The organism is Enterobacter cloacae complex sp. R_G8, assembly GCF_024599795.1.
Lineage (GTDB): Bacteria > Pseudomonadota > Gammaproteobacteria > Enterobacterales > Enterobacteriaceae > Enterobacter > Enterobacter dissolvens.
In genome coordinates this window covers 1027944-1050968 of the sequence record NZ_CP102246.1, presented here as the reverse complement: position 1 = coordinate 1050968, position 23025 = coordinate 1027944, and the positions used below count along the sequence as shown (strand labels likewise).

At 56.8% G+C, this 23025-nt stretch carries 24 protein-coding genes, 1 tRNA gene and 1 pseudogene; 14 read left to right on the top strand and 12 right to left on the bottom strand.

All coding sequences use genetic code 11. The features are described 5' to 3' along the window. Window positions 1-13 precede the first annotated feature (13 nt). The 6 genes and pseudogenes from NQ842_RS05025 to NQ842_RS05000 form a co-directional block, all read left to right on the top strand. Window positions 14-715, top strand: a complete 702-nt coding sequence (locus NQ842_RS05025) for a YggS family pyridoxal phosphate-dependent enzyme (RefSeq protein WP_014833225.1) — start codon at window positions 14-16, stop codon at window positions 713-715. A 21-nt stretch (window positions 716-736) separates the two neighbouring features. Continuing rightward, window positions 737-1303, top strand: coding sequence for a YggT family protein (locus tag NQ842_RS05020; protein WP_013098667.1), 567 nt, complete (start codon window positions 737-739; stop codon window positions 1301-1303). Continuing rightward, window positions 1300-1587 (top strand): DUF167 family protein YggU, encoded by a 288-nt coding sequence (gene yggU, locus NQ842_RS05015; protein WP_083020673.1) that lies wholly within the window; start codon window positions 1300-1302, stop codon window positions 1585-1587. The genes NQ842_RS05020 and yggU overlap by 4 nt, the downstream gene beginning before the upstream one ends. Before the next feature lie 12 nt (window positions 1588-1599). After that, on the top strand, window positions 1600-2193 hold the full coding sequence (locus tag NQ842_RS05010; protein ID WP_013098669.1) for an XTP/dITP diphosphatase: 594 nt from the start codon (window positions 1600-1602) through the stop codon (window positions 2191-2193). Beyond that, window positions 2186-3334 (top strand): radical SAM family heme chaperone HemW, encoded by a 1149-nt coding sequence (gene hemW, locus NQ842_RS05005; RefSeq protein ID WP_014833227.1) that lies wholly within the window; start codon window positions 2186-2188, stop codon window positions 3332-3334. Before NQ842_RS05010 ends, hemW begins: the two co-directional genes overlap by 8 nt. A 35-nt stretch (window positions 3335-3369) precedes the next feature. Then, window positions 3370-3456, top strand: a pseudogene (locus NQ842_RS05000) (DUF559 domain-containing protein); the annotation flags it as partial. Window positions 3457-3553: 97 nt separating this feature from the next. On the opposite strand, the gene NQ842_RS04995 reads toward NQ842_RS05000, so the two are convergent. The 3 genes from NQ842_RS04995 to trmB are packed head-to-tail and all read right to left on the bottom strand — an operon-like array spanning window position 3554 to window position 5372. Beyond that, complete coding sequence (locus NQ842_RS04995) at window positions 3554-4270, bottom strand: DUF2884 domain-containing protein (protein ID WP_014833228.1); 717 nt, start codon at window positions 4268-4270, stop codon at window positions 3554-3556. Between the two features lie 56 nt (window positions 4271-4326). Next, the gene (locus NQ842_RS04990) at window positions 4327-4653 is read right to left on the bottom strand and encodes a YggL family protein (protein ID WP_003862421.1); all 327 of its coding nucleotides are present in this window, start codon (window positions 4651-4653) and stop codon (window positions 4327-4329) included. Further along, the gene (gene trmB, locus NQ842_RS04985) at window positions 4653-5372 is read right to left on the bottom strand and encodes a tRNA (guanosine(46)-N7)-methyltransferase TrmB (RefSeq protein WP_020689542.1); all 720 of its coding nucleotides are present in this window, start codon (window positions 5370-5372) and stop codon (window positions 4653-4655) included. The genes NQ842_RS04990 and trmB overlap by 1 nt, the downstream gene beginning before the upstream one ends. A gap of 138 nt (window positions 5373-5510) precedes the next feature. Here trmB and mutY point away from each other — a divergent pair, with 138 nt between their 5' ends. From mutY to NQ842_RS04965, 4 genes are all read left to right on the top strand, one after another. Further along, window positions 5511-6569 carry an A/G-specific adenine glycosylase gene (gene mutY / locus NQ842_RS04980; RefSeq protein ID WP_063427377.1) on the top strand — a complete coding sequence of 353 codons (1059 nt, stop codon included), beginning with the start codon at window positions 5511-5513 and terminating at the stop codon, window positions 6567-6569. Window positions 6570-6594: 25 nt separating this feature from the next. Further along, the gene (locus NQ842_RS04975) at window positions 6595-6867 is read left to right on the top strand and encodes an oxidative damage protection protein (RefSeq protein WP_008499765.1); all 273 of its coding nucleotides are present in this window, start codon (window positions 6595-6597) and stop codon (window positions 6865-6867) included. A gap of 56 nt (window positions 6868-6923) precedes the next feature. Continuing rightward, the gene (gene mltC / locus NQ842_RS04970; RefSeq protein ID WP_257256908.1) at window positions 6924-8000 is read left to right on the top strand and encodes a membrane-bound lytic murein transglycosylase MltC; all 1077 of its coding nucleotides are present in this window, start codon (window positions 6924-6926) and stop codon (window positions 7998-8000) included. A 245-nt stretch (window positions 8001-8245) separates the two neighbouring features. Further along, entirely contained in the window at window positions 8246-9502 is a 1257-nt protein-coding gene (locus NQ842_RS04965; RefSeq protein ID WP_050860610.1) for a nucleoside permease, read from the top strand. 33 nt (window positions 9503-9535) lie between these two features. Here NQ842_RS04965 and citG read toward each other — a convergent pair whose 3' ends face one another. From citG to NQ842_RS04925, 8 genes are read right to left on the bottom strand one after another with little or no spacing between them, the layout of a single operon-like run. Next, window positions 9536-10339 carry a triphosphoribosyl-dephospho-CoA synthase CitG gene (citG, locus tag NQ842_RS04960; protein ID WP_257256580.1) on the bottom strand — a complete coding sequence of 268 codons (804 nt, stop codon included), beginning with the start codon at window positions 10337-10339 and terminating at the stop codon, window positions 9536-9538. Continuing rightward, on the bottom strand, window positions 10317-10856 hold the full coding sequence (gene citX / locus NQ842_RS04955) for a citrate lyase holo-[acyl-carrier protein] synthase (protein ID WP_083020669.1): 540 nt from the start codon (window positions 10854-10856) through the stop codon (window positions 10317-10319). Before citX ends, citG begins: the two co-directional genes overlap by 23 nt. Before the next feature lie 2 nt (window positions 10857-10858). Then, window positions 10859-12376, bottom strand: coding sequence for a citrate lyase subunit alpha (gene citF, locus NQ842_RS04950; RefSeq protein ID WP_196372785.1), 1518 nt, complete (start codon window positions 12374-12376; stop codon window positions 10859-10861). A gap of 10 nt (window positions 12377-12386) precedes the next feature. Continuing rightward, window positions 12387-13262, bottom strand: a complete 876-nt coding sequence (citE, locus tag NQ842_RS04945) for a citrate (pro-3S)-lyase subunit beta (RefSeq protein WP_013098681.1) — start codon at window positions 13260-13262, stop codon at window positions 12387-12389. Further along, window positions 13259-13552 (bottom strand): citrate lyase acyl carrier protein, encoded by a 294-nt coding sequence (gene citD / locus NQ842_RS04940; RefSeq protein ID WP_050860606.1) that lies wholly within the window; start codon window positions 13550-13552, stop codon window positions 13259-13261. Before citD ends, citE begins: the two co-directional genes overlap by 4 nt. Window positions 13553-13568: 16 nt before the next feature. Next, on the bottom strand, window positions 13569-14591 hold the full coding sequence (gene citC, locus NQ842_RS04935; protein WP_046888619.1) for a [citrate (pro-3S)-lyase] ligase: 1023 nt from the start codon (window positions 14589-14591) through the stop codon (window positions 13569-13571). Window positions 14592-14601: 10 nt separating this feature from the next. Continuing rightward, entirely contained in the window at window positions 14602-15465 is an 864-nt protein-coding gene (locus NQ842_RS04930) for a fumarylacetoacetate hydrolase family protein (RefSeq protein WP_014833237.1), read from the bottom strand. Between the two features lie 17 nt (window positions 15466-15482). Beyond that, on the bottom strand, window positions 15483-16844 hold the full coding sequence (locus NQ842_RS04925) for a 2-hydroxycarboxylate transporter family protein (protein WP_013098685.1): 1362 nt from the start codon (window positions 16842-16844) through the stop codon (window positions 15483-15485). 345 nt (window positions 16845-17189) lie between these two features. Here NQ842_RS04925 and NQ842_RS04920 point away from each other — a divergent pair, with 345 nt between their 5' ends. Together NQ842_RS04920 and NQ842_RS04915 are read left to right on the top strand one after the other, a co-directional pair. Beyond that, window positions 17190-18827 (top strand): sensor histidine kinase, encoded by a 1638-nt coding sequence (locus NQ842_RS04920; protein WP_046888620.1) that lies wholly within the window; start codon window positions 17190-17192, stop codon window positions 18825-18827. Beyond that, window positions 18817-19509 (top strand): response regulator, encoded by a 693-nt coding sequence (locus NQ842_RS04915; RefSeq protein ID WP_014833240.1) that lies wholly within the window; start codon window positions 18817-18819, stop codon window positions 19507-19509. The genes NQ842_RS04920 and NQ842_RS04915 overlap by 11 nt, the downstream gene beginning before the upstream one ends. Before the next feature lie 54 nt (window positions 19510-19563). Here the strand turns inward: NQ842_RS04915 and NQ842_RS04910 are convergent, their stop codons facing one another. Then, entirely contained in the window at window positions 19564-21699 is a 2136-nt protein-coding gene (locus NQ842_RS04910; RefSeq protein ID WP_125365587.1) for an ornithine decarboxylase, read from the bottom strand. 181 nt (window positions 21700-21880) lie between these two features. Between NQ842_RS04910 and NQ842_RS04905 the strand changes: the two genes are divergently transcribed. Next, entirely contained in the window at window positions 21881-22594 is a 714-nt protein-coding gene (locus NQ842_RS04905; RefSeq protein ID WP_014833242.1) for a DUF554 domain-containing protein, read from the top strand. Window positions 22595-22689: 95 nt separating this feature from the next. Then, window positions 22690-22765 (top strand) — tRNA-Phe (locus tag NQ842_RS04900). Window positions 22766-23025: the final 260 nt, after the last annotated feature.

Sequence of the window (23025 nt, the reverse complement as noted above, 5' to 3'; positions counted from 1 at the left end):
TACTCCTCGGAAAATGAACGACATTGCGCATAACCTGGCACAGGTCCGGGACAAAATCTCAGCCGCAGCAACACGTTGCGGCCGTGCTTCAGAAGAAATTACGTTACTTGCAGTGAGCAAAACCAAGCCTGCGAGCGCCATCGCAGAAGCGATTGATGCAGGCCAGCGTGCATTTGGTGAGAACTACGTGCAGGAAGGCGTGGATAAAATTCGCTATTTCCAGGAGCAGGGGAATACCGGCCTGCAATGGCACTTTATTGGCCCACTGCAGTCGAATAAAAGCCGTCTGGTGGCAGAGCACTTTGACTGGTGCCATACCATCGACCGTCTGCGGATTGCCACCCGTCTGAACGATCAGCGCCCGGCAGAGATGCCAGCGCTCAACGTACTCATTCAGATCAATATCAGCGATGAAAACAGTAAATCCGGTATTGCGCTGAATGAGCTGGAGGCTCTGGCAGCCGAAGTGGCGGCCCTGCCGCGCTTAACCCTGCGCGGTTTGATGGCCATCCCGGCGCCTGAGTCAAGTTATGAAAGGCAGTTTGCCGTGGCACAGCAAATGGCTGTAGCATTTGAGGCGCTTAAAGCGCGCTATGAAACGGTAGACACGCTTTCTCTGGGCATGTCGGATGATATGGAAGCCGCCATCGCGGCAGGCAGCACTATGGTGCGCATCGGCACGGCAATTTTCGGTGCGCGCGACTACACCCAATAATAAGGAAACCTGAGGAACGCCATGAAGACGTTGACTTTCCTGCTCTCAACGGTCATTGAGCTGTATACGATGGCGCTTTTGCTGCGCGTCTGGATGCAGTGGGCCCGCTGTGATTTTTACAACCCGTTCTCGCAGTTTGTCGTGAAAATCACCCAACCTGTTGTGGGGCCGCTGCGCCGTATTATTCCGGCGATGGGCCCCATTGACAGCGCATCTCTGCTGGTGGCGTTTATTCTGAGCGTTATCAAAGCGATTGTGCTGTTTATGGTCATCACCTTCCAGCCGATCATCTGGATTGCTGCCGTCCTGATCCTGATTAAAACCATCGGTCTGCTGATCTTCTGGGTGCTGCTGGTCATGGCCATCATGAGTTGGGTCAGCCAGGGCCGTAGCCCGGTGGAATATGCCTTGATTCAGCTGGCCGAACCGCTGCTGCGTCCCATTCGTAACCTGCTCCCGTCAATGGGCGGCATCGACTTTTCCCCGATGATCCTGGTTCTGCTGCTGTATGTCGTCAATATGGGCATTGCCGAGCTGTTACAGTCCACGGGCGATATGCTGCTGCCGGGGCTGTGGATGGCGCTATGAGTGCCGTAAGCACCTGCGCTGATGGGCTGGTTTTACGGCTGTATATTCAGCCGAAAGCCAGCCGTGACAGTATTGTTGGACTGCATGGCGACGAGTTAAAAGTCGCCATCACCGCCCCACCGGTAGATGGCCAGGCGAATGCGCATCTGACCAAATATCTGGCAAAACAGTTTCGCGTTGCCAAAAGCCAGGTCATCATAGAAAAGGGTGAACTTGGGCGGCATAAACAGGTAAAAATCCTTAATCCGCAATCCATCCCGACGGAAGTCGCGGCTCTGATTTAACAGGATAAAACGATGCAGAAAGTTGTTCTCGCTACCGGCAACGCCGGTAAAGTGCGCGAGCTGGCCTCGCTATTAAATGATTTTGGCCTGGATGTAGTGGCGCAGACCGAGCTTGGCGTGGAGTCCGCCGAAGAGACCGGCCTGACGTTTATCGAAAACGCGATCCTGAAAGCACGCCATGCCGCGCAGGTGACCGGCCTGCCCGCGATTGCCGATGATTCCGGCCTGGCGGTTGATTTTCTGGGCGGTGCTCCGGGCATTTACTCTGCCCGCTATTCAGGCGTGGACGCCACCGACCAGCAGAATCTGGAAAAGCTGCTTGTTGCCCTGAAGGATGTGCCAGACGAACAGCGTACCGCGCAGTTCCACTGCGTGCTGGTCTATATGCGTCACGCGGAAGACCCTACGCCTGTCGTCTGCCACGGCAGCTGGCCGGGGGTGATTACCCGTGAAGCAGCCGGTAACGGCGGCTTTGGCTACGACCCCATCTTCTTTGTCCCGACTGAGGGCAAAACCGCCGCGGAACTGACCCGCGAAGAGAAAAGCGCGATTTCCCACCGTGGACGCGCCCTGAAACTGTTACTGGAAGCGCTGCGTAATGGCTAATTTGCCACCCCTGAGTCTTTATATTCACATCCCGTGGTGCGTGCAGAAATGCCCGTACTGCGATTTCAACTCGCACGCGCTGAAAGGTGAAGTGCCGCACGATGATTACGTTGCGCATCTGCTGGCCGACCTGGATGCCGATGTACCTTACGCGCAGGGACGTGAAGTTAAGACCATTTTTATTGGTGGCGGTACGCCGAGCCTGCTATCAGGCCCGGCGATGCAGACGCTGCTGGACGGCGTGCGTGCGCGCCTGAATCTGGCAGCGGATGCTGAAATTACGATGGAAGCCAACCCCGGTACCGTTGAGGCCGACCGTTTTGTCGAGTATCAGCGGGCGGGCGTGAACCGGATTTCCATCGGCGTGCAGAGCTTTAGCGAGCCGAAGTTAAAACGACTGGGGCGTATTCACGGCCCGGAAGAGGCGAAGCGGGCGGCAAAGCTGGCTACTGGGCTGGGTCTGCGCAGTTTTAACCTCGATCTGATGCACGGCCTGCCGGATCAGTCGCTGGAAGAGGCGCTGGACGATTTGCGTCAGGCGATTGCCCTGAACCCGCCGCATCTTTCGTGGTATCAGCTGACCATCGAGCCCAATACGCTGTTTGGCTCTCGTCCGCCGGTGCTGCCGGATGACGATGCGCTGTGGGATATCTTTGAGCAGGGCCATCAGTTGTTGACCGCCGCAGGCTATCAGCAGTACGAAACGTCGGCCTATGCGAAGCCGGGCTACCAGTGCCAGCACAACCTGAACTACTGGCGCTTTGGCGACTATCTGGGCATTGGCTGCGGCGCGCACGGTAAAGTCACTTTCCCTGACGGGCGAATTCTGCGTACGGCTAAGACGCGCCATCCGCGCGGGTATATGGAAGGTCGTTATCTTGAACGTCAGCACGATGTCGAGGCGGTGGATAAGCCGTTTGAGTTCTTTATGAACCGCTTCCGCCTGCTGGAAGCCGCACCGCGTAAAGAGTTTGCCCTTTATACCGGGTTGCCGGAAGCCGTGATTCGCCCACAAATAGATGAGGCGCTGGCGCAGGGGTATCTCACGGAATGTGAGGAATACTGGCAGATCACCGAGCACGGCAAACTGTTCTTAAACTCCCTTCTCGAGTTGTTCCTCGCCGAAGAATCTGAAGGCTGATTCAGAATTTTGCATCCCGTTCTGCCGGCTGAGGGAAAGGCTGGCATGTCATTCGATTCTGGAATAACGAACTCTGGAACAACGAAGAGGCGGTATTAGAAAAAATACGGGAAACCCTGTAAATGCTACCCTCACCCCGGCCCTCTCCCTGAAAGGGAGAGGGAGCAAACCATCCCCTCGCCCCTTTGGGGAGAGGGTTAGGGTGAGGGGGGAAATTAATTACTTCAGCGTCCCCACCAGCGCCTTACGGCTATCTTCCAGCGACACCACGCGTTTACACACGTCTTTACCGAACTGCTGGAAATCGGCTTCCTGATTCTTCCACTCGTTCTGAATCGAGGTCTGCAGACCGCCCAGGCTACCCAGCACGCCCTGCAGCGGGTTACCGCCGCCTTTCAGTACCGCTTTGGCGCCCATCTCGTTAATGCTGTCCTGCAGGATACCGCCCATGGCCTGATTCACCAGCTGCTGGCCGTCAGCACGCACCTGATCGATCGCTTTGTAGTGGAACGTCAGGCCGTCGGTACGATGCTCGATAATTCGGTTCATCTGCTCTTTCAGCTGTTTGTCGAGCTTCGTCAGGCGGGTGCGCATGTTGCTGCTCTCACCCACCTCTTTGGTAATGATCTTGTCCAGTGCGACGCGGCCTTTCTCAACGCGGGTCAGGGCGCCTTCGTCAATCCACGGCAGCGCGGTACGCAAATCGGCCTGATAGTCTCTCGCCTGCTCACGCTGCGCGGCAGTCAGGTTGTACTGTTTGCCATTGAACGTGACATCACCCTGCGGCGTGATGACCAGATTGCCGTTCTCGCCTTTAACCTGCACGGTTTGCGGGCTTAACACCACGTCATCACGCGGGGTGACGCTACATTTATACTCCGCATGGGCGGTGAATCCGGTTGCCATTAAGGCAACAGCCAGCAACGTTTTGCGCATTTTTAACACTCCCTCAGACAAAATGGGCCAGCATTAGCTGGCCCCTGACTTCTTTATTAGTCCCACCAAACGTCGAAAAGTTCGCTGACGCGGACATCTTCCAGTTTGTGGTCTTCAAGCCATTTGCGTACCAGTGCCTGATGTTCTTCGGTGCATTTACCCACTTCCTGGGTGCAGATAAGACCTTCCCACGCCAGATAGCCGCTACCGTCGAAGGCCAGCTTGTTTGGCTCGATCACCTCGTTGATGAACGCATCAACGTCCTGATCGATCTGCTCAACGCTGGTGCCTTCCGGGAAACGCCAGGCAACGGAGAAGCCCACTTCCTGGAATTCTTCGATGTGCATCTTTTTACGCAGACGACGGCTACGATTCTTTGCCATTATTTCACCCTCTCGAACATTAAGTCCCATACGCCGTGACCAAGACGATGGCCACGCTGTTCAAATTTTGTTACCGGACGCGATTCCGGACGCGGTACATAATCGTTGCTCTCTGACTGGTTTTTATACCCGTCCAGAGACGACATCACTTCCAGCATATGTTCCGCATAAGGTTCCCAGTCGGTCGCCATATGGAAGACACCGCCCAGTTTCAGCTTACTTTTTACCAGCTCAGCAAACGGCGCCTGAACGATACGGCGCTTATTATGACGTGCTTTGTGCCACGGGTCAGGGAAAAAGAGCTGAACCATGTTCAAAGAATTGTCAGGAATCATTTTGTGCAGCACTTCGACCGCGTCATGACACATCACGCGCAGGTTCTCTACCCCCTCTTCATGGGCCGTGGCCAGACACGCGCCAACGCCCGGGGAATGCACTTCAATGCCGAGGAAGTTCTGCTCCGGGCGGGCTTTCGCCATGGTCACCAGTGAGGTACCCATACCAAAGCCGATCTCCAGGGTCACGGGCGCATCGCGACCGAACAGGTCGGCAAAGTCGAGCGGCTGCTCGCTGAACTCAACGCCCATCACCGGCCAGTAGTTGTCCAGCGCGTGTTGCTGCCCTTTTGTCAGGCGACCCTGACGGCGGACAAAGCTGCGAATACGGCGCAGCGGGCGACCGTTTTCATCAAATTCCGGTGAAATGACGTCGTTTTTCATAAAAGAGTTGTCTGCTTGTGAGAATGTTCGGGAAACGGGCATTATCCAAAGTTAAGGCTTCTATGCAAGCATGGGAAAGATCCGGTTTACAGCAGATTGACGCTGTGCTGCAATCGGCGTCCCTGATTATACGAATCGATGACCATGCAAGCCTCTCAATTTTCAGCCCAGGTGCTGGACTGGTACGACAAATACGGGCGTAAAACCCTGCCCTGGCAAATTGAAAAAACGCCTTACAAAGTATGGCTCTCCGAAGTGATGTTGCAACAAACGCAGGTTGCCACGGTGATCCCTTACTTTGAGCGTTTTATGGCGCGCTTTCCCACGGTGACCGATCTGGCCAACGCACCGTTAGACGAGGTGCTGCACCTGTGGACGGGGCTTGGTTACTACGCCCGCGCGCGCAATCTGCACAAAGCCGCACAGCAGGTTGCGACCCGCCACAACGGCCAATTCCCGGAAACCTTCGACGAGGTGGCGGATTTACCCGGTGTCGGACGATCCACCGCGGGTGCCATCCTCTCACTGTCCCTCGGCAAGCATTTCCCGATCCTTGACGGTAACGTGAAGCGCGTGCTGGCACGTTGCTATGCGGTTGACGGCTGGCCGGGGAAAAAAGAGGTCGAAAAGCGGCTGTGGGAGATCAGCGAAGCGGTAACCCCGGCAAAGGGCGTGGAGCGGTTTAACCAGGCGATGATGGATCTCGGTGCGATGGTCTGCACGCGCTCGAAACCAAAATGCGAGCTCTGCCCGCTCAATAACCTGTGCGTGGCGTACGCAAACCATTCCTGGGCGCAGTATCCCGGTAAAAAGCCGAAGCAGACGCTGCCGGAGCGCACGGGCTACATGCTGCTGATGCAGCACGGTGACGAGGTCTTCCTGGCGCAGCGCCCACCGAGCGGCCTGTGGGGTGGTCTATACTGCTTCCCACAGTTTGAAGATGAAGCCACGCTGCGGGCCTGGCTTAAACAGCGCGGCATTGCTGCCGATAACCTGACGCAGCAGACCGCGTTTCGCCACACTTTCAGCCATTTCCATCTGGATATAGTGCCGATGTGGCTTCCCGTGTCCTCCCTCGCCTCGTGCATGGATGAAGGCACCGCTCTCTGGTATAACTTAGCGCAACCGCCATCAGTCGGACTGGCGGCTCCCGTGGAGCGCCTGTTACAACAATTACGTGCCGGTGCAATGGTTTAGCATCGGTTAAAAAAGAGGAATAAGTATGGCCAGAACCATTTTTTGTACTTTCCTGCAGCGCGACGCTGAAGGCCAGGACTTCCAGCTTTACCCGGGCGAACTGGGTAAGCGCATTTATAACGAGATCTCCAAAGAAGCCTGGGGACAGTGGCAGAAAAAGCAGACCATGCTGATTAACGAGAAAAAGCTCAGCATGATGAACCCGGAACACCGCAAGCTGCTGGAGCAGGAGATGGTGAGCTTCCTGTTCGAAGGTAAAGACGTGCACATCGAAGGCTATACGCCGCCGGAAAAATAACAGCGCGCGGGGGAAACCCCGCCGTTAAAGCAAACACAACACGCACTCCCGGAATGATGAAAAAAATTTTAGCGCTAGCCCTTGTTGCGCCGTTGCTTGTCTCGTGTTCATCCAAAAAAGGCGATGAATACAACGAAGCCTGGATTAAGGACACCAACGGTTTTGATATTTTGATGGGGCAGTTTGCCCACAACATCGAGAACATATGGGGATTTAACGAAGTTCTTATCGCCGGACCTAAGGACTACGTTAAGTACACCGACGCCTACCAGACCCGTAGCCACATCAACTTCGATGACGGTACGATCACGGTTGAAACCATCGCGGGGACTGATCCTGCGGCGCATTTACGGCAGGCCATTATCAAAACCCTGCTGATGGGCGACGATCCGGGTTCTATCGATCTCTACTCCGACGCCGACGACATTACCATTTCTAAAGAGCCGTTCCTGTACGGTCAGGTCGTGGACCAGACCGGTCAGCCTATCCGCTGGGAAGGCCGCGCCACGAAATTTGCCGACTATCTGCTGCAAACGCGTCTGAAAAACCGCACCAACGGCCTGAAAGTGATTTATAGCGTCACGATTAACCTGGTGCCGAACCACCTCGACAAGCGTGCACATAAGTATCTGGGCATGGTGCGTCAGGCGTCACGTAAATATGGCGTGGATGAGTCGCTGATCCTGGCGATCATGCAGACCGAATCGTCCTTTAACCCGTACGCCGTGAGCCGTTCCGACGCGCTGGGGCTGATGCAGGTTGTCCAGCACAGCGCCGGTAAAGACGTGTTCCGCGCACAGGGGAAATCGGGCACGCCGAGCCGCAGCTATCTGTTCGATCCGCAGAGCAACATTGATACCGGCACCGCCTATCTGGCGATGCTCAACAATGTCTATCTGGGCGGGATTGATAACCCAACGTCGCGTCGCTATGCGGTCATTACCGCCTACAACGGCGGTGCCGGCAGCGTGCTGCGCGTCTTCTCCAATGACAAAGTGCAGGCCGCAAACATCATCAACAGCATGGCACCGGGAGATGTTTATTCCACGCTCACCACCCGCCACCCGTCTGCGGAATCCCGTCGCTATCTGTATAAAGTGAACACGGCGCAGAAGAACTATCGTCGCCGCTAGAAAATCATCCCTCACCCTCTCCCTGTGGGAGAGGGCCAGGGTGAGGGCATCAGGCCGCACCCATCTCACCCCATCCATACGAAAATGTTATTTGCATCACAATCCAAACTGCAAATTAATGTGGATTGCATTTTTTTGCGGGAGGTAACAAAACATATCGTTGCCAACTGATAGAATTGCATCAAATAACAACCCTGAATGTTCCTATAACAACATATCTCCCGCTCACTTGTGAGGAAAGTAACATGAACCTTAAGCTGCAGCTTAAAATATTGTCGTTTCTGCAGTTCTGCCTGTGGGGTAGCTGGCTGACTACACTCGGCTCCTATATGTTTGTGACGCTCAAGTTCGATGGTGCGTCAATCGGTGCCGTCTACAGCTCGCTGGGTATCGCGGCGGTCTTTATGCCAACGCTGCTGGGGATCGTGGCGGATAAATGGCTGAGTGCGAAATGGTTGTACATGCTTTGCCACCTGGTGGGCGCGGGAACGCTGTTTATGGCAGCCCAGGTCACCACGCCGGGGGCGATGTTTATGGTGATCCTGCTTAACTCGCTGGCCTATATGCCAACGCTTGGCCTGATCAACACCATCTCCTACTACCGCCTGAAATCTGCGGATATGGATATCGTGACCGATTTCCCGCCAATCCGTATCTGGGGCACCATCGGTTTTATTATGGCGATGTGGGGCGTGAGCTTCGCGGGCTTCGAACTGAGCCATATGCAGCTCTACATCGGTGCGGCGCTCTCCGTGGTGCTGGCGCTGTTCACGATGACGCTGCCGCATATTCCGGTATCTAACCAGCAAAAAAACCAGAGCTGGAGCACCATGCTCGGCCTGGACGCTTTCGCGCTGTTTAAAAACAAACGCATGGCGATCTTCTTTATCTTCTCCATGCTGCTGGGCGCGGAACTGCAGATCACCAACATGTTCGGCAACACCTTCCTGCACAGCTTCGATAATAACCCGCTGTTCTCTGGCAGCTTTATCGTTGAACACGCCTCCGTGATGATGTCCATCTCGCAGATCTCTGAGACGCTGTTCATCCTGACCATCCCGTTCTTCCTGAGCCGCTACGGCATCAAGAACGTCATGCTGATCAGTATTGCGGCGTGGATGTTGCGCTTCGGCCTGTTCGCCTACGGCGACCCAAGCCCGTTCGGTACCGTGCTGCTGGTTCTGTCGATGATTGTTTACGGCTGCGCCTTCGACTTCTTCAACATCTCTGGTTCGGTGTTTGTGGAAAAAGAGGTGAAACCTGAAATCCGCGCCAGCGCACAGGGTATGTTCCTGATGATGACCAACGGCTTCGGCTGTATCCTGGGCGGTGTGGTGAGCGGTAAAGTGGTTGAGATGTATACCACCAACGGCATTACCGACTGGCAGCCAGTGTGGCTTATCTTCGCCGCATACTCGCTGGTGCTGTTCTTCGCGTTTATCGTGCTGTTCAAGTACAAGCATGTTCGCGCAGCGCACGGTACACAGCCAATCGCGCATTAGTTGTTGTGCCCGGTGGCGGCTTCGCTTACCGGGCTATTTTAATGCAGACAGCACCCACCCCACCGACAGCAAATCCGCGCTGCCGCCCGGGCTCAGGTTGCGTTCAATCAATGCGTTATTCATTCTACGCAACGCTTCATTATCCCAGCCGTCAGCCAGCAGTTCCCGCGCATAGCCCTGAACATAGCCCAGCCCCTCAATGCCGCCGCGCGACACCAGATTGCTGTCCTGATTGATTGCCATCAGACGCAACAGCAGGCCATGAAGCGAATGTCCGTTCCACTGCGCCAGCGCCTTACGCACCGTCGCAAAACCGCTCTCCGCCTCGCCGCGCGCGCCGGTTAAGCCGTACTGCCGGAACTGCCGCTCCCCCGCCGTCGCCTGCCCGCTGCGTGTGGCCAGCTCTCGCGAAACCAGCCCGTTGCAGATGTTACTCACCTCACAACAGAGGCTTTCTGCGGAGATATTTTTCACACGCCCGGCGGCAAAGCACAGTAACCCCAGGGCAAAAATGCCCCCTTTGTGCGTGTTCACCCCGTTCGTCGCGGCATACATCGCCTGCTCACAGGCCATCCCCATCGGGCGGAGGATCCGTAACTGTTCGCCAGCGGGTTTATCGGCATGCGCGTTACCCAGCTCAGCAAAGCGCGAAAACCACGGCGTAATCGCCATAATGCTGCGGACAAACAGCGCGTGATCCATATCGCGATGGGAGCCGTTGTTGAGCCTGTCCACCAGCCCCGGTTTGGGTGTCAGTTCCAGCTCCTGCCACAGCGCTTCTGCGGCAAGGGCGGGGACGTCAAGCGGGCGCGGTTTAGTCGCGAGCAAACCAGTCATCGATCATCTTCTCCACGCGCGCCACCACCTGCTCCAGAGGATGTTTGCGCGAACGGGAACAGGCGTGGGCTGGTTCATCGCAAATCAGGCAGCGTCTGAGATGTGAGCCCAGCGACTGACGTCCAACGTGGCCGTTTTCAGGGCAAATCACATCCAGATCCCACAGCCTGCCAAGCGGATGCGTCTGCTCCAGCTCCGCACAGTGGGCTTTGATTTCTGCCGCAGGATGGGCCACGCACCACAGCGCTTCGGGCCCGGTCGGCAGCCAGAGCACCTGACGGTCCAGCACCTGCCAGCGGTTTTCCCACAGCAGCTGATCGCACATCTGTAACGCCACGCCCATAGTATTGCGATAGCGCAGGCTGTCTTTGATCTCCCCGGGTGTTACCAGCGTGAGGGAGATCACCGGTTGTTGATAGTGCGTGAGCCAGTCAGCCTGACGGGCTGCGCGGCGCTCTTTCGCCGCCAGCAGCGCGTCCAGGCTGACACCCGCCCGCACGGGTGTCGCAATGGTCATATTCACTCCTTTACCTGTCGAACGGTGTCGATCACGCTGCCGTCGCGGTAGCGGATCACCCCGACAATTTTGTCGGTGAACTCAATCGGTTTCGGTACGCCTGTCAGCGAAATTGCCCGCTCATAGAGGGCGTTGATATCAACAACCTTCAGCCCTGCTTCCATGAGGCGTTCGCGGATCTCCGGGCGCGCCGGGTTAACCGCAATGCCGTGATCGGTGACCAGCACGTCGATGCTCTCCCCCGGTGTAAGGCGTGTGGTAACGCGCTTCACCACGGTCGGAATGCGGCTACGCAGCAGCGGCGCAACGACGATGGTCAGGTTCGCCGCGGCGGCCACGTCGCAGTGCCCGCCGGACGCGCCACGCATCACGCCGTCGGAGCCGGTAATGACGTTAACGTTGAAATCGACGTCAATCTCCAGCGCGCTGAGGATCACCACGTCCAGCTGATCGCAGCTTGCCGCCTTACTGCCGGGGTTGGCGTAGACGTTAGTCGAGATCTCCACGTGGTTCGGGTTGCGCGCCAGCGAGGCCGCCGCCTGGCCGTCAAAGCACTGGGTATCGAGCAGCTTTTCGATCAGCCCCTTCTCGTGCAGATCCACCAGGCTGCCGGTGATGCCACCCAGCGCAAAGCGTGCCTTCACGCCGCTGCGCTCCATCTTCTCTTCCATAAAGCGGGTGCAGGCCGTGGCCGCCGCGCCGGAGCCGGTCTGCATCGAGAAGCCCGGTTTGAAGTAGCCGGAGTGCTCAATCACATCCGCCGCATAGCGGGCAATCATCAGCTCGCGCGGATTACTGGTGACGCGCGCCGCGCCGACGCTGATTTTCGCCGGATCGCCCACGCTCTCCACCTGCACAATGTAGTCCACCTGATCCTGCACCAGGCTGGCGGGCATATTGGGGAACGGCACCAGCGCTTCCGTCAGCAGCACCACCTTGCGGGCAAAATGGGCGTCCACCATCGCATAGCCCAGCGAGCCGCAGCACGATTTGCCGTGCGTGCCGTTGGCGTTACCAAACTCATCGCTGCACGGTACGCCGAGGAACGCCACGTCAATGTTCAGCTCACCGTCCTGCAGCAGCTTCACGCGCCCGCCGTGGGAGTGAATTTGCACCGGCTCGGCCATCAGCCCGTGGGAGATGGCCTCCGCCAGCCTGCCGCGCATGCCGGAGGTGTAAATCCGGGTGATGACGCCGCTCTCAATATGTTCGATCAGCGCATCGTTGCAGGTCATCAGCGAGCTGGAGGCCAGGGTCAGGTTTTTGAAGCCCATCCGCGCCAGCAGCGCCACAACAGTGTTGATCACCCGGTCGCCTTCGCGAAACGCATGGTGGAAGGAGATGGTCATGCCGTCCTGCAGGCCGCAACGCTTAACCGCCTCTTCAATGGAAGCGCAGAGTTTGCGGCTGTGTTTCGTGTCGCTGTCCGCCAGCCACGGCGTGGCGCTGTGGGCGGTATCAAACGGTTTTAACGCCCGCAGATGGGGAAAATTCACATGGAGAAGTTCTGTCTGGTTCATTGTGTCATCCTTACCGACGCACGCCGGAGGCCGCCGCGCGTTCGAGCACCACCTGCGCGTGGTTAATAATCGGTGCATCCACCATCTTGCCGTTGAGCGACACCACGCCAAGGCCGTTACGTTCGCCCTCTTCTGCCGCTTCAATCACCCGCAGGGCGTGATCCACCTCTTCCTGGGTTGGCGCATAGGCGTTATGCAGCAGGTCTATCTGGCGCGGGTTGATCAGCGATTTGCCGTTAAAGCCCATCTTGCGGATCAGATCGACCTCGCGCAGGAACCCGGCCTCATCGTTAACGTCTGACCACACCACGTCGAAGGCGTCGATGCCTGCCGCGCGGGCGGCGTGCAGCACGGCGCAGCGGGCGTAGAACAGCTCGGTGCCGTCGCCGCGCTCGGTCTGCATGTCCATCACGTAGTCAAAGGCCGCCAGTGCAATACCAATCAGGCGCGGCGAGCTGCGGGCAATCGCCACGGCGTTGATGACGCCAATAGCCGATTCAATCGCCGCCATCACGCGGGTAGAACCAACCTCGCGCCCGCACTCCTGCTCGATACGCTCAAGGTGGCCTTCCAGTTCGTAGATGTCGTCCGGGGTGTCGGTTTTCGGCAGGCGGATCACGTCCACGCCGGCGCGCACGGCGGCTTCCAGATCCAGCAAGCCAAACGGCGTGCTCAGCGGGTTAATGCGCACCACGGTTTCGATGTCCTGATACATCGGGTGCTGCAGGGCGTGGAACACCAACATTCGCGCGGTGTCTTTCTCGCGCAGGGCAACGGCGTCTTCAAGGTCAAACATGATGGAGTCTGGACGGTAGATAAACGCGGTTGAAAGCATGGCGGCATTGGCGCCGGGCAGGAACAACATACTGCGGCGGAGTTTGCTCATTTCAGCGCCTCCCAGTTGATAGCCTGTTCATCGGCGGCACGCAGAAGCGCACTTTGCAGGCGGGCGCGGATCACACAGTCCAGCGCCCCTTTGTCTTCAATAATGATCAGTCCCTGGTGCACGTTCATGGCGCGCAATGTCTCGTTGACCACCTGGCGAATTTGCTCGCCAAACTGCTTAATCACTTCACTGTGGATGACTATCTCCAGCTCGCCGTGAGCGGGAGCAATTTTCACCATCAGGTCGCTGGACTCCTGCGTTCCGGCCAGCGCCTCCCTTACAATTTTCATGATAAATTCCTGGTAGTTAAGCGACTTCGGCACTCGCACGGTAGTGTGCTTCGAGATGCGCGAAGGTGGAGTCCGGGACAATCTCCCGGATCCGGGAAAACTGCTGAGTCTTGAGCAAGCGGCGCACTTCCGACGCCGAAATGGCGTTGCCGGTGGCCTTGATGCGCGGCATTTCCACCACCTCAATCTGCGGGCTCAGCAAGGCGTGCAGCGTCTGGTTGTACTGACGGGTGATATCACAAAACGGCTCGGAGCCGATAAAACGATGGGTAATGCCCAGCGCCGGTGCGATAAAGTCCCGGAAGATCAGCACGTCGATTTCGCTCCACGCCTGCTGCACTTTGCCGGTCTCTTTCAGGAAGTAGGCCGGGAAGGTGGCGCGGGAGATGATGTACTGCGAGCCTTCGTGCACGGTCACATTTGGCAGATGCGCGACGCCCGCACGCACCATTGCGAGGCGCGCGCTGAACGGAAAGAACGAAGCATCTTCACGCACCACAAACAGGTGCAGGGCGTCACACTGCATCGCCGCCTGCTCCACCAGATGACGGTGGCCTAGGGTGAACGGGTTGGCGTTCATCACTATCGCGCCAGTCTTCTCCCCGCCCTTGCGCATCCTGCCCAGGGAACGGCAGTAACGCTCGATCCCCTGCGGAGTGTTCTCCATCAGCACGGCGTTGTTGCCGCTCTGGGCAATGGGCCAGAAGCCGCTGCGGGCAAAACGCGCCTTATTGCACGGGCGCGTGCAGAGGAAGAGGTGAAAATGTCCGCGCTCCAGCGCCGCATTCTGCACCTCCGCCAGCAAGCGCGCGCTAAGGTTCTCGCCACGAAGCTGCTCATTCACGGCCACACACTTGATGACGTTGGCGGCCAGCCCGGCGCAACCCACCAGCTGCGCGCCGGACCAGGCTTCGACAAACAGCGTGATGTCGTTGTCCAGGCCCAGGCCGCTGTCTGCCAGCAGGTAACGGATCTGGCTTAAGCGTTCCGGGTGTTTCGCCACCAGCGTGTGGCGAAAATCGATGGGTTGACTGTTCATGCCGCCTTTCTCAGTGTGCCGCCGCAAGCCCGGTAGCTGGCGCTTCCACAATCACGTTACTCAGATGACCGATATGCTCGATCTCCACTTCAATGCGATCGCCCTCTTTCATAAACAGCGGCGGATTACGCTTTTTCCCCACCCCGCCCGGGGAGCCGGTGATGATCACATCGCCCGGACTTAAGCGAGTAAAGGTGCTGATGTACTCGATCAGCTCCGCAACCTTGTGGATCATGCTGCTGGTGTTGTCTTCCTGCACCATGCGGCCGTTCAGCCAGGTGCGGATCGCAAGCTGATGCGGGTCCGGGATCTCATCGGCCGTGGCCATCCACGGGCCAAACGCGCCGGTCTGACGCCAGTTTTTACCGGCAGTGAACCAGGTGTGCTGCCAGTCACGGGCGGAGCCGTCCATGTAGCAGCTGTAGCCCGCCACGTGGTGCAGCGCCTCGTCGCGGCTGATATTCTCTCCGCCTTTGCCGATGATCACCGCCAGCTCGCCTTCGTAGTCGAATTCGCTGGAGTGGCGCGGCTTCAGCACCGGTTCGTTGTGGCCGGTCTGAGAATCCGGGAAGCGCACGAACAGCGTCGGTGCCGGGTTGTGCTGGTCAAACTCCTTGCGCTTGTCGGCGTAGTTCATGCCCACACAGAGGATTTTTTCCGGCTGCTCAATCACCGGTAAGAAGGTGATGGCGCTCATCGGCACGTCCACAGCATCGTTCAGGTAACGGGTGGCCTGCGCCAGTCCGTTACCCTGCAGCAGCGCTTTGAGGTCGCTGTAGCGGTCGCCGAGACGGCGACCTAAATCAATCACACCTTCGGCCTGGACGATGCCGTAGCTGCGTTTTCCCTGGTATAAAAAGCTTGCGAGTTTCATTGTTCTTTCCTGAAAACTTAAACGAGGAAGTTGCCCAAAATCAGCAGTGAGATAGAGACGTTAATCGCGCCGCCGATACGGGTAGCAATCTGGGCGAAGGGCATCAGGCTCATACGGTTGCCTGCGGTCAGGATCGCCACGTCACCGGTGCCGCCCTGGCCGCTCTGGCAGCAGGAGACGATGGCGACATCAATCGGGTGCATACCAATCTTTTTGCCGACGAAGAAGCCGGTCGCCACCAGCGAAGAGACGGTACTGATAATCACCAGCAGGTTAGTCAGCGTGAAGGCCGCGACCAGTTCATGCCATGGGGTGATCGCCACACCGACCGCGAAGAGGATGGGATAGGTCACCGAGGTCTGGAAGAATTTGTACACCACCTGAGAGCCTTCCAGCAGACGCGGAGAGGCACCGTTGCAGAGCTTCACCAGCACCGCCATAAACAGCATGCCAACCGGCGCAGGCAGGCCAATCAGCTTATGGCCGAGCATGCCCAGCATGTAGAGCAGCACCGCCAGCAGCGCACCGGAGGCGATGGTGGTGACGTCCGCTTTGCCGGAGAACGCAGGTTGAGAAACGGTGGCATCGGCATTCGCGCGGTTCGGCATCAGCTGACCTTCACCGGTCAGGTGCGGATAACGCTTGCCCAGCTGGTTCAGACAGCCGGAGATGATGATGGCGGTCAGACCGCCGAGCATCACCATCGGCAGCACGCGACCGAGCGCCACGCCCTGATCCATGTGCAGCAGGGTGGCATAGCCGATGGAGAGCGGGATTGCCCCTTCGCCCACGCCGCCCGCCATAATCGGCAGAATGATAAAGAAGAAGATCTGGAATGGCTCAAGGCCCAGCGCCAGACCCACGCCCATCCCCACCAGCATGCCGACGATCTCGCCGCACAGCATCGGGAAGAAGATGCGCAGGAAGCCCTGAATCAGCACCGTGCGGTTCATGCTCATGATGCTGCCGACAATGATGCAGCAGATGTAGAGGTAGAGAATGTTGGTGGATTTGTAGAACTTGGTGGTGGACTCGACCACCACATCCGGCAACAGGCCGTAATAGACCAGCGCGGAAGGGATAAAGGTGGCGCAAATTGCCGCCGCGCCGAGCTTACCGACAATCGGCAGGCGTTTGCCAAACTCACCGCAGGCAAAGCCGAAGAACGCCAGCGTCGCCACCATCACCACGATATCGCTTGGCAGTTTTCCGCCCAGACAATCAATGGCAATCAGCGCGCCCGCCAGAACAAACAGCGGCAGAGGAATAATCCCGATTTTCCAGGTATCCATAATATGCCACCAGCGCTCTTTGAGCGATGGCCGCTGAATATCAATCGGGTCGTGGGTAACAGAGAAAGAATCGTCAGTTGTGCTCATAATAAGCCCCTTGGTTATTTTGTGCGTTCAGCTTAGAGTCACAAAGGCTTACTTTATGTGAGGAATGGCATATTAAAAGCGAAGTTTTAATGGCAGCTATGGTTTTAATGGTTTCTTTTATTTAATGTGATTTGCCCCTTATTTATTGCCGTGGTTTTTATGGTTTCTTTTCTAAATTGAACAAACAAATAACATTTAATTGTGCGCAGTTAAGCGCGAAAGCCTTTCAGATAAATCTTTTACAGCCCTTGCTGTGCAAGGGATCACAAGTTTTCTGCAAAGCGGGCATCCGCATGAAAAAAGATGATATATTGGCGATCTTCGTTGATACCACGCGTGATAGTTATGAAAGTATCGTTTCAGATTAAGCTGTTTGTTTCGCTGGTTGTCTTTTTCTCAGTGCTTTTTGCGCTACTGGGAGGATATTATTATGTCGACGTTGGCCGACAGCTTTATCAGGAAATGAGTGCACGCGCAAAAATACAGGCTGAAGAGATCGCGCTTATTCCGTCATTGCGAAAAGAAGTCGAACAAAAAGATATCAACGCCATTCACGATTTTATGCAGAAAATAGCCACCCACAGTGACGCCAGTTTTATTGTGATTGGCGATAACAAGGGGCTGCATCTGTTTCATTCCGTTTTTGCAGACAGAGTGGGTCATACGCTGGTCGGAGGCGACAACGAAGAGGTGCTGCACGGCAAAAGCACCACCACCATCCGCAAGGGAGGACTGGGCATTTCGCTGCGCAGCAAAGCGCCCATTTTTAACGATGCCGGTCAGGTGGTGGGGATTGTCTCGGTGGGCTATCTCACCAGCTACCTTGATACCATCACCGTCAGTAAAGTGGTCAACATCCTGATTGCCGCCGTACTGCTACTGCTTGCCCTCTTTATCTTCTCCTGGTTCTTTACCCGCAGTATCAAGAAGCAGATTTTCTCCCTGGAGCCGAGAGAGATCGGTCTGCTGGTGCGCCAGCAGAAGGCGATGATGGAGTCCATTTATGAAGGGGTGATCGCCATTGACGATGAACGGCGAATTGAAGTGATCAACCAGGCGGCGCGCAAACTGCTGGGCCTGAGCCAGCCTGCCCGGGAACTGCGCGGGCAGTTGATAAACGAGGTGATCGATCCGGTGCCGTTCTTCGAAACACAAACCATGCTCGCCAAAGACACCCATGACGAGATTTGCCGCTTTAACGATCTCACGGTGATCGCCAGCCGGGTGCGCATCATGCTTGAGAACTCGCTGCAGGGCTGGGTGATCACCTTCCGCGATCGCAACGAGATCGACTCGCTCAGCGCCCAGCTCAGCCAGGTCAAACGCTATGTCGATAACCTGCGCATCATGCGTCACGAGCAGCTAAACCGGATGACCACCCTCTCCGGTCTGCTGCATATGGGCCGCTACGAGGAGGCGATTGGCTACATTCAGGCGCAGTCGGAACACGCTCAGGAGCTGCTGGACTTTATCTCTTCGCGCTTCAGCTCCCCGACCCTGTGCGGCCTGCTGCTGGGGAAAGCCGCGCGGGCGCGGGAGAAAGGGGTGGAGCTGAATTTCGACCCGGCCTGTCGGCTGGACAGACCGTTCCTCGCGCTGCCTGAAGAGGCGCTGATTTCTATCATTGGCAACCTGCTGGATAACGCCATTGAAGCGACCCAGCGCTCGCCGCTTCCGCATGCTCCTGTGGAAGTGCTGATAAAACTGAGCGAACAAGAACTCATCATCGAAGTGGCCGATCAGGGCGTGGGCATTAAACCGGAGATCCGTGACAGGATATTTGAGCGCGGCATCACCACCAAAACGCGCGGCGATCACGGTATTGGTTTGTATCTGATCGAAAGCTATGTCACACAGGCTGGCGGTGCAATCGAGGTTGCCGATAACACGCCGCGGGGGGCGATTTTCTCACTGTTCATCCCCGCCACGGGAACCGCCCGGCATCCCGCACAGGAACAGGAAAATACCGATTATGCAACATGAACTTATCGACGTACTGATTGTTGAAGACGAGAACGAACTGGCGCAACTGCACGCAGAGCTGATCGGCAAACATCCGCGTCTGAGACTGGTGGGGATTGCCTCGTCGCTGGCGCAAGCGCAGGTTGAGCTTGAAAGTAAACAGCCGCAGCTGATGTTGCTGGATAACTACCTGCCGGACGGGAAAGGTATCACCCTTATCAGTAACCCGATGCTCGCCCGCGCCAACTGCTCGGTGATTTTTATCACTGCCGCCAGCGATATGGACACCTGCAGCCAGGCCATTCGTAACGGGGCGTTTGATTACATCCTGAAGCCGGTTTCCTGGAAGCGGCTCAGCCAGTCGCTGGAGCGTTTTGTGCAGTTTGCTGAGCAACAGCGGGTCTGGAAGATTGTCGACCAGCAGAACGTCGATTCCCTCTATCAGCTACAGGCGAAAAACTACCGTCAGGACAACGGCAGCAAAGGCATTGAGGAAAATACGCTGGCGCGAGTGCAGGCGCTGTTTAACGACAAGGCGACACACTGTTTTACGGTGGATGAGGTGGTAAGCGAAACGGGGCTGAGTAAAACCACCACCCGGCGCTATCTGGAGCACTGCGTGGAGGCAGGTTTTCTGACGGTGGAGATGCTGTACGGCAAGATTGGGCATCCGCGGAGGATGTATAAACGTAGTGCGGTTTGAAGAAAAGTTCCCTCTCCCTGTGGGAGAGGGTTAGGGTGAGGGCAACAGCCCGCACTATCTCAATACATACCCATAAAGCCGCTTAATTCCGTCGGCATCCTTTTCGCTGTAAACGCCCTGCAGCTCCGGCGAGAAGCCCGGCAGCAGGTTAATCCCCTCTTCCAGCGCCAGGAAGTAGCGCTGCACCGCCCCGCCCCAGACTTCGCCCGGCACCACGCAGAGCACGCCTGGCGGATACGGCAGCGCGCCTTCGGCGGCAATACGCCCTTCAGCATCACGGATGCGCACCAGTTCCACGTTCCCGCGAATATACGCCTGATTGGCATCTTGCGGATTCATTACCACCGCAGGCAGGCTCTCCTTGCGGAACATCGCCTTCTGCAGATCTTTCACATCAAAACTGACGTAAAGATCGTGCATCTCCTGACACAGCTGGCGGAGTGTGTAATCCCTATAGCGCACCGGGTATTTCTGGTAGATGGTCGGCAACACGTCCGCCAGCGGCGTATCGTCTTCAATATGCTGTTCAAACTGGCCAAGCATCGCCACCAGCTGCGCCAGCTTCTCGCTGCTTTCGGCAGGCGTCAGCAGGAAGAGGATCGAGTTGAGATCGCACTTCTCCGGCACGATGCCGTTTTCCCGCAGATAGTGTGCGAGGATGGTCGCCGGGATACCGAAATCGGTATATTCCCCGGTTTCAGCATCGATACCCGGCGTGGTCAGCAGCAGCTTGCACGGATCGACAAAATACTGATCGCGGGCATAACCCTCAAATCCGTGCCATTTCGCGCCCGGCTCAAAGCTGAAGAAACGACGTTCGCTGGCGATGGCCTGAGTGGGATGATCCTGCCACGGACGGCCTGCCACCACTGGCGGAATAAACGGTTTGATCATATGGCAATTTGCAATGATCGCCTTACGCGCTTCAATCCCCAGCTCGACGCACTCCGCCCACAGCCTGCGTCCGCTCTCCCCTTCGTGAATTTTTGCGTTCACATCCAGCGCCGCAAACAGGGGATAAAACGGGCTGGTGGAGGCGTGCAGCATAAACGCGTTGTTCAGGCGCTTGTGTGGACAGAAACGCGCCTGGCCCCGGATGTGGTTATCCTTTTTATGGATCTGCGAGGTTTGCGAGAACCCGGCCTGCTGTTTATGCACCGACTGGGTCACGAAAATGCCCGGATCGTTCGCGTTCAGCTCCAGTAACAGCGGGGAGGTTTCCGCCATCATCGGAATGAACTGCTCGTAGCCCACCCAGGCGGAGTCAAACAGAATGTAGTCGCACAGATGGCCGATCTTGTCGATCACCTGACGGGCGTTGTAGATCGTGCCATCGTAAGTACCCAGCTGGATCACCGCCAGGCGGAACGGGCGGGTCTCGTCTGCCTTCTCCGGCGCCACGTCGCGGATCAGATTGCGCAGGTACGCGTCGTCAAAACAGTGTTCGTCAATCCCACCGATAAAGCCAAACGGGTTACGCGCCGCTTCCAGATACACCGGCGTCGCACCCGCCTGGATCAGCGCCCCGTGATGGTTGGATTTGTGGTTATTGCGATCAAACAGTACCAGATCGCCACGGGTCAGCAGCGCGTTGGTCACCACCTTGTTGGCCGCCGACGTACCGTTCAGCACGAAGTAGGTTTTATCCGCATTGAACACTTTCGCAGCGAACTTTTGCGCATGCTTGGCGGAACCTTCGTGGATCAGCAGATCGCCGAGCTTCACGTCGGCATTGCACATATCGGCGCGAAAAACGTTCTCACCAAAGAAGTCATAGAACTGTCGTCCCGCCGGGTGTTTTTTGAAAAACGCCCCGTGCTGGTGGCCCGGACAGGCAAAGGTGCTGTTGCCCATTGCAACATACTGGCTCAGGGTGTCGAAAAACGGCGGTAACAGGTTCTCTTCGTAACGACTGGCGGCAGATTCCAGTTCCAGGAACTCCTGCGCTTTACCCGAGATGACAGCCGTGGCGCCCTCGGGCACGTCCGTCGGCTCTTGCGAGAATAGATAGACCGGTAAATGAAAGCCCGTGCGTTTCAGCAACGCAAGAATGCCGCTGCGACTCTCCGCGAGCGTAATGACGACTGCCGCCACATCGGTGAAATCAGTGTTATCCAGCGTCACCTTTTCGCGATGCGTGGACACAGTGGAAACCAGCTCACGGCTGACGGCGATTTTCATGGTTTTCATAGGCGCTATTACCCTCACCGAACGGTGAGACAGGGAGGAGAAAATTCGCGCAATAATGTCACCTTTTATTTTGAGGTGCAAGAAGGAATCAGTATGCACTTCACCACCCAAAGCTAAGCCTAAATGAGCGCTGGCGTGTCATAATCATGCAATACCAATGATTAAGTAACAGGAGTTTTCCGTGGTTATCGGGCCATTTATCAACGCGGGTGCCGTATTGCTGGGCGGCGTACTCGGTGCAGTGTTAAGTCAGCGATTACCGGAGCGTATTCGCGTCTCTATGCCCTCCATTTTCGGCCTGGCCTCACTCGGGATTGGTATTCTGCTGGTGATCAAATGCGCTAACCTGCCGGTTATGGTGCTGGCCACCCTGCTCGGGGCGCTGATTGGCGAGTTTTGTTATCTGGAAAAGGGGATTAACAACGCGGTCAGCAAAGCGAAAAACCTGATAGCCCGGCCGGGCAAAACCAAACACGGTACCCACGAGACGTTTATTCAAAACTACGTTGCCATCATTATTCTTTTTTGCGCCAGCGGCACCGGGATTTTCGGCTCGATGCAGGAAGGGATGACCGGTGACCCCAGCATCTTAATCGCGAAGGCGTTTCTCGATTTCTTCACCGCTACGATTTTTGCCACCACGCTCGGTATCGCGGTGGCCGCGATTTGTGTGCCAATGCTGCTGATTCAGCTGGCGCTCGCCACCTGCGCCACCCTGATCCTTCCGCTGACCACGCCCGCGATGATGGCGGATTTTACCGCCGTTGGCGGTCTGCTCCTGCTGGCAACAGGGCTGCGCATCTGCGGGATCAAGATGTTCGCGGTGGTGAATATGCTGCCCGCCCTGCTGCTCGCCATGCCGCTTTCCGCGCTGTGGACCCACTTTTTCGCTTAGGATTACGACGAACTGGTGAGAGATTGTGCAGTCTGTAACGAAAACAACATTTTTCGTTGACGGCGGAGAGTGAATCGGGTTTAATGCGCCCCGTTGCCCGGATAGCTCAGTCGGTAGAGCAGGGGATTGAAAATCCCCGTGTCCTTGGTTCGATTCCGAGTCCGGGCACCACTCATTTATAACCCTCGCTTCGGCGGGGGTTTTTGCTTTCTGAGTCAGCAAAGTAGTTACCGCCCTTTTCTTTCCTCCATCCCCCGCTTCCCGGTGGTACGCAATTGGCGTGTTTACCGTCACACAGAAACAGAAAAACCTGACCTTCACCGATCTGTTCAAGTATTGTAAAGCACATATCAACCCCACAAATCCCAACAGAGTGGCGTCACGTATCCGTGAAGTGACTTCTGCTTCAGACCACGTAACCACATTGCTAC

Excerpts from the sequence above, each read along its gene's own strand:
- NQ842_RS05025 (WP_014833225.1), top strand. The coding sequence starts at position 14 with ATGAACGACATTGCGCATAACCTGGCACAGGTCCGGGACAAAATCTCA.
- NQ842_RS05020 (WP_013098667.1), top strand. The coding sequence starts at position 737 with ATGAAGACGTTGACTTTCCTGCTCTCAACGGTCATTGAGCTGTATACG.
- yggU (WP_083020673.1), top strand. The coding sequence starts at position 1,300 with ATGAGTGCCGTAAGCACCTGCGCTGATGGGCTGGTTTTACGGCTGTAT.
- NQ842_RS05010 (WP_013098669.1), top strand. The coding sequence starts at position 1,600 with ATGCAGAAAGTTGTTCTCGCTACCGGCAACGCCGGTAAAGTGCGCGAG.
- hemW (WP_014833227.1), top strand. The coding sequence starts at position 2,186 with ATGGCTAATTTGCCACCCCTGAGTCTTTATATTCACATCCCGTGGTGC.
- NQ842_RS04995 (WP_014833228.1), bottom strand. The coding sequence starts at position 4,270 with ATGCGCAAAACGTTGCTGGCTGTTGCCTTAATGGCAACCGGATTCACC.
- NQ842_RS04990 (WP_003862421.1), bottom strand. The coding sequence starts at position 4,653 with ATGGCAAAGAATCGTAGCCGTCGTCTGCGTAAAAAGATGCACATCGAA.
- trmB (WP_020689542.1), bottom strand. The coding sequence starts at position 5,372 with ATGAAAAACGACGTCATTTCACCGGAATTTGATGAAAACGGTCGCCCG.
- mutY (WP_063427377.1), top strand. The coding sequence starts at position 5,511 with ATGACCATGCAAGCCTCTCAATTTTCAGCCCAGGTGCTGGACTGGTAC.
- NQ842_RS04975 (WP_008499765.1), top strand. The coding sequence starts at position 6,595 with ATGGCCAGAACCATTTTTTGTACTTTCCTGCAGCGCGACGCTGAAGGC.
- mltC (WP_257256908.1), top strand. The coding sequence starts at position 6,924 with ATGAAAAAAATTTTAGCGCTAGCCCTTGTTGCGCCGTTGCTTGTCTCG.
- NQ842_RS04965 (WP_050860610.1), top strand. The coding sequence starts at position 8,246 with ATGAACCTTAAGCTGCAGCTTAAAATATTGTCGTTTCTGCAGTTCTGC.
- citG (WP_257256580.1), bottom strand. The coding sequence starts at position 10,339 with ATGACTGGTTTGCTCGCGACTAAACCGCGCCCGCTTGACGTCCCCGCC.
- citX (WP_083020669.1), bottom strand. The coding sequence starts at position 10,856 with ATGACCATTGCGACACCCGTGCGGGCGGGTGTCAGCCTGGACGCGCTG.
- citF (WP_196372785.1), bottom strand. The coding sequence starts at position 12,376 with ATGAACCAGACAGAACTTCTCCATGTGAATTTTCCCCATCTGCGGGCG.
- citE (WP_013098681.1), bottom strand. The coding sequence starts at position 13,262 with ATGAGCAAACTCCGCCGCAGTATGTTGTTCCTGCCCGGCGCCAATGCC.
- citD (WP_050860606.1), bottom strand. The coding sequence starts at position 13,552 with ATGAAAATTGTAAGGGAGGCGCTGGCCGGAACGCAGGAGTCCAGCGAC.
- citC (WP_046888619.1), bottom strand. The coding sequence starts at position 14,591 with ATGAACAGTCAACCCATCGATTTTCGCCACACGCTGGTGGCGAAACAC.
- NQ842_RS04930 (WP_014833237.1), bottom strand. The coding sequence starts at position 15,465 with ATGAAACTCGCAAGCTTTTTATACCAGGGAAAACGCAGCTACGGCATC.
- NQ842_RS04925 (WP_013098685.1), bottom strand. The coding sequence starts at position 16,844 with ATGAGCACAACTGACGATTCTTTCTCTGTTACCCACGACCCGATTGAT.
- NQ842_RS04920 (WP_046888620.1), top strand. The coding sequence starts at position 17,190 with ATGAAAGTATCGTTTCAGATTAAGCTGTTTGTTTCGCTGGTTGTCTTT.
- NQ842_RS04915 (WP_014833240.1), top strand. The coding sequence starts at position 18,817 with ATGCAACATGAACTTATCGACGTACTGATTGTTGAAGACGAGAACGAA.
- NQ842_RS04910 (WP_125365587.1), bottom strand. The coding sequence starts at position 21,699 with ATGAAAACCATGAAAATCGCCGTCAGCCGTGAGCTGGTTTCCACTGTG.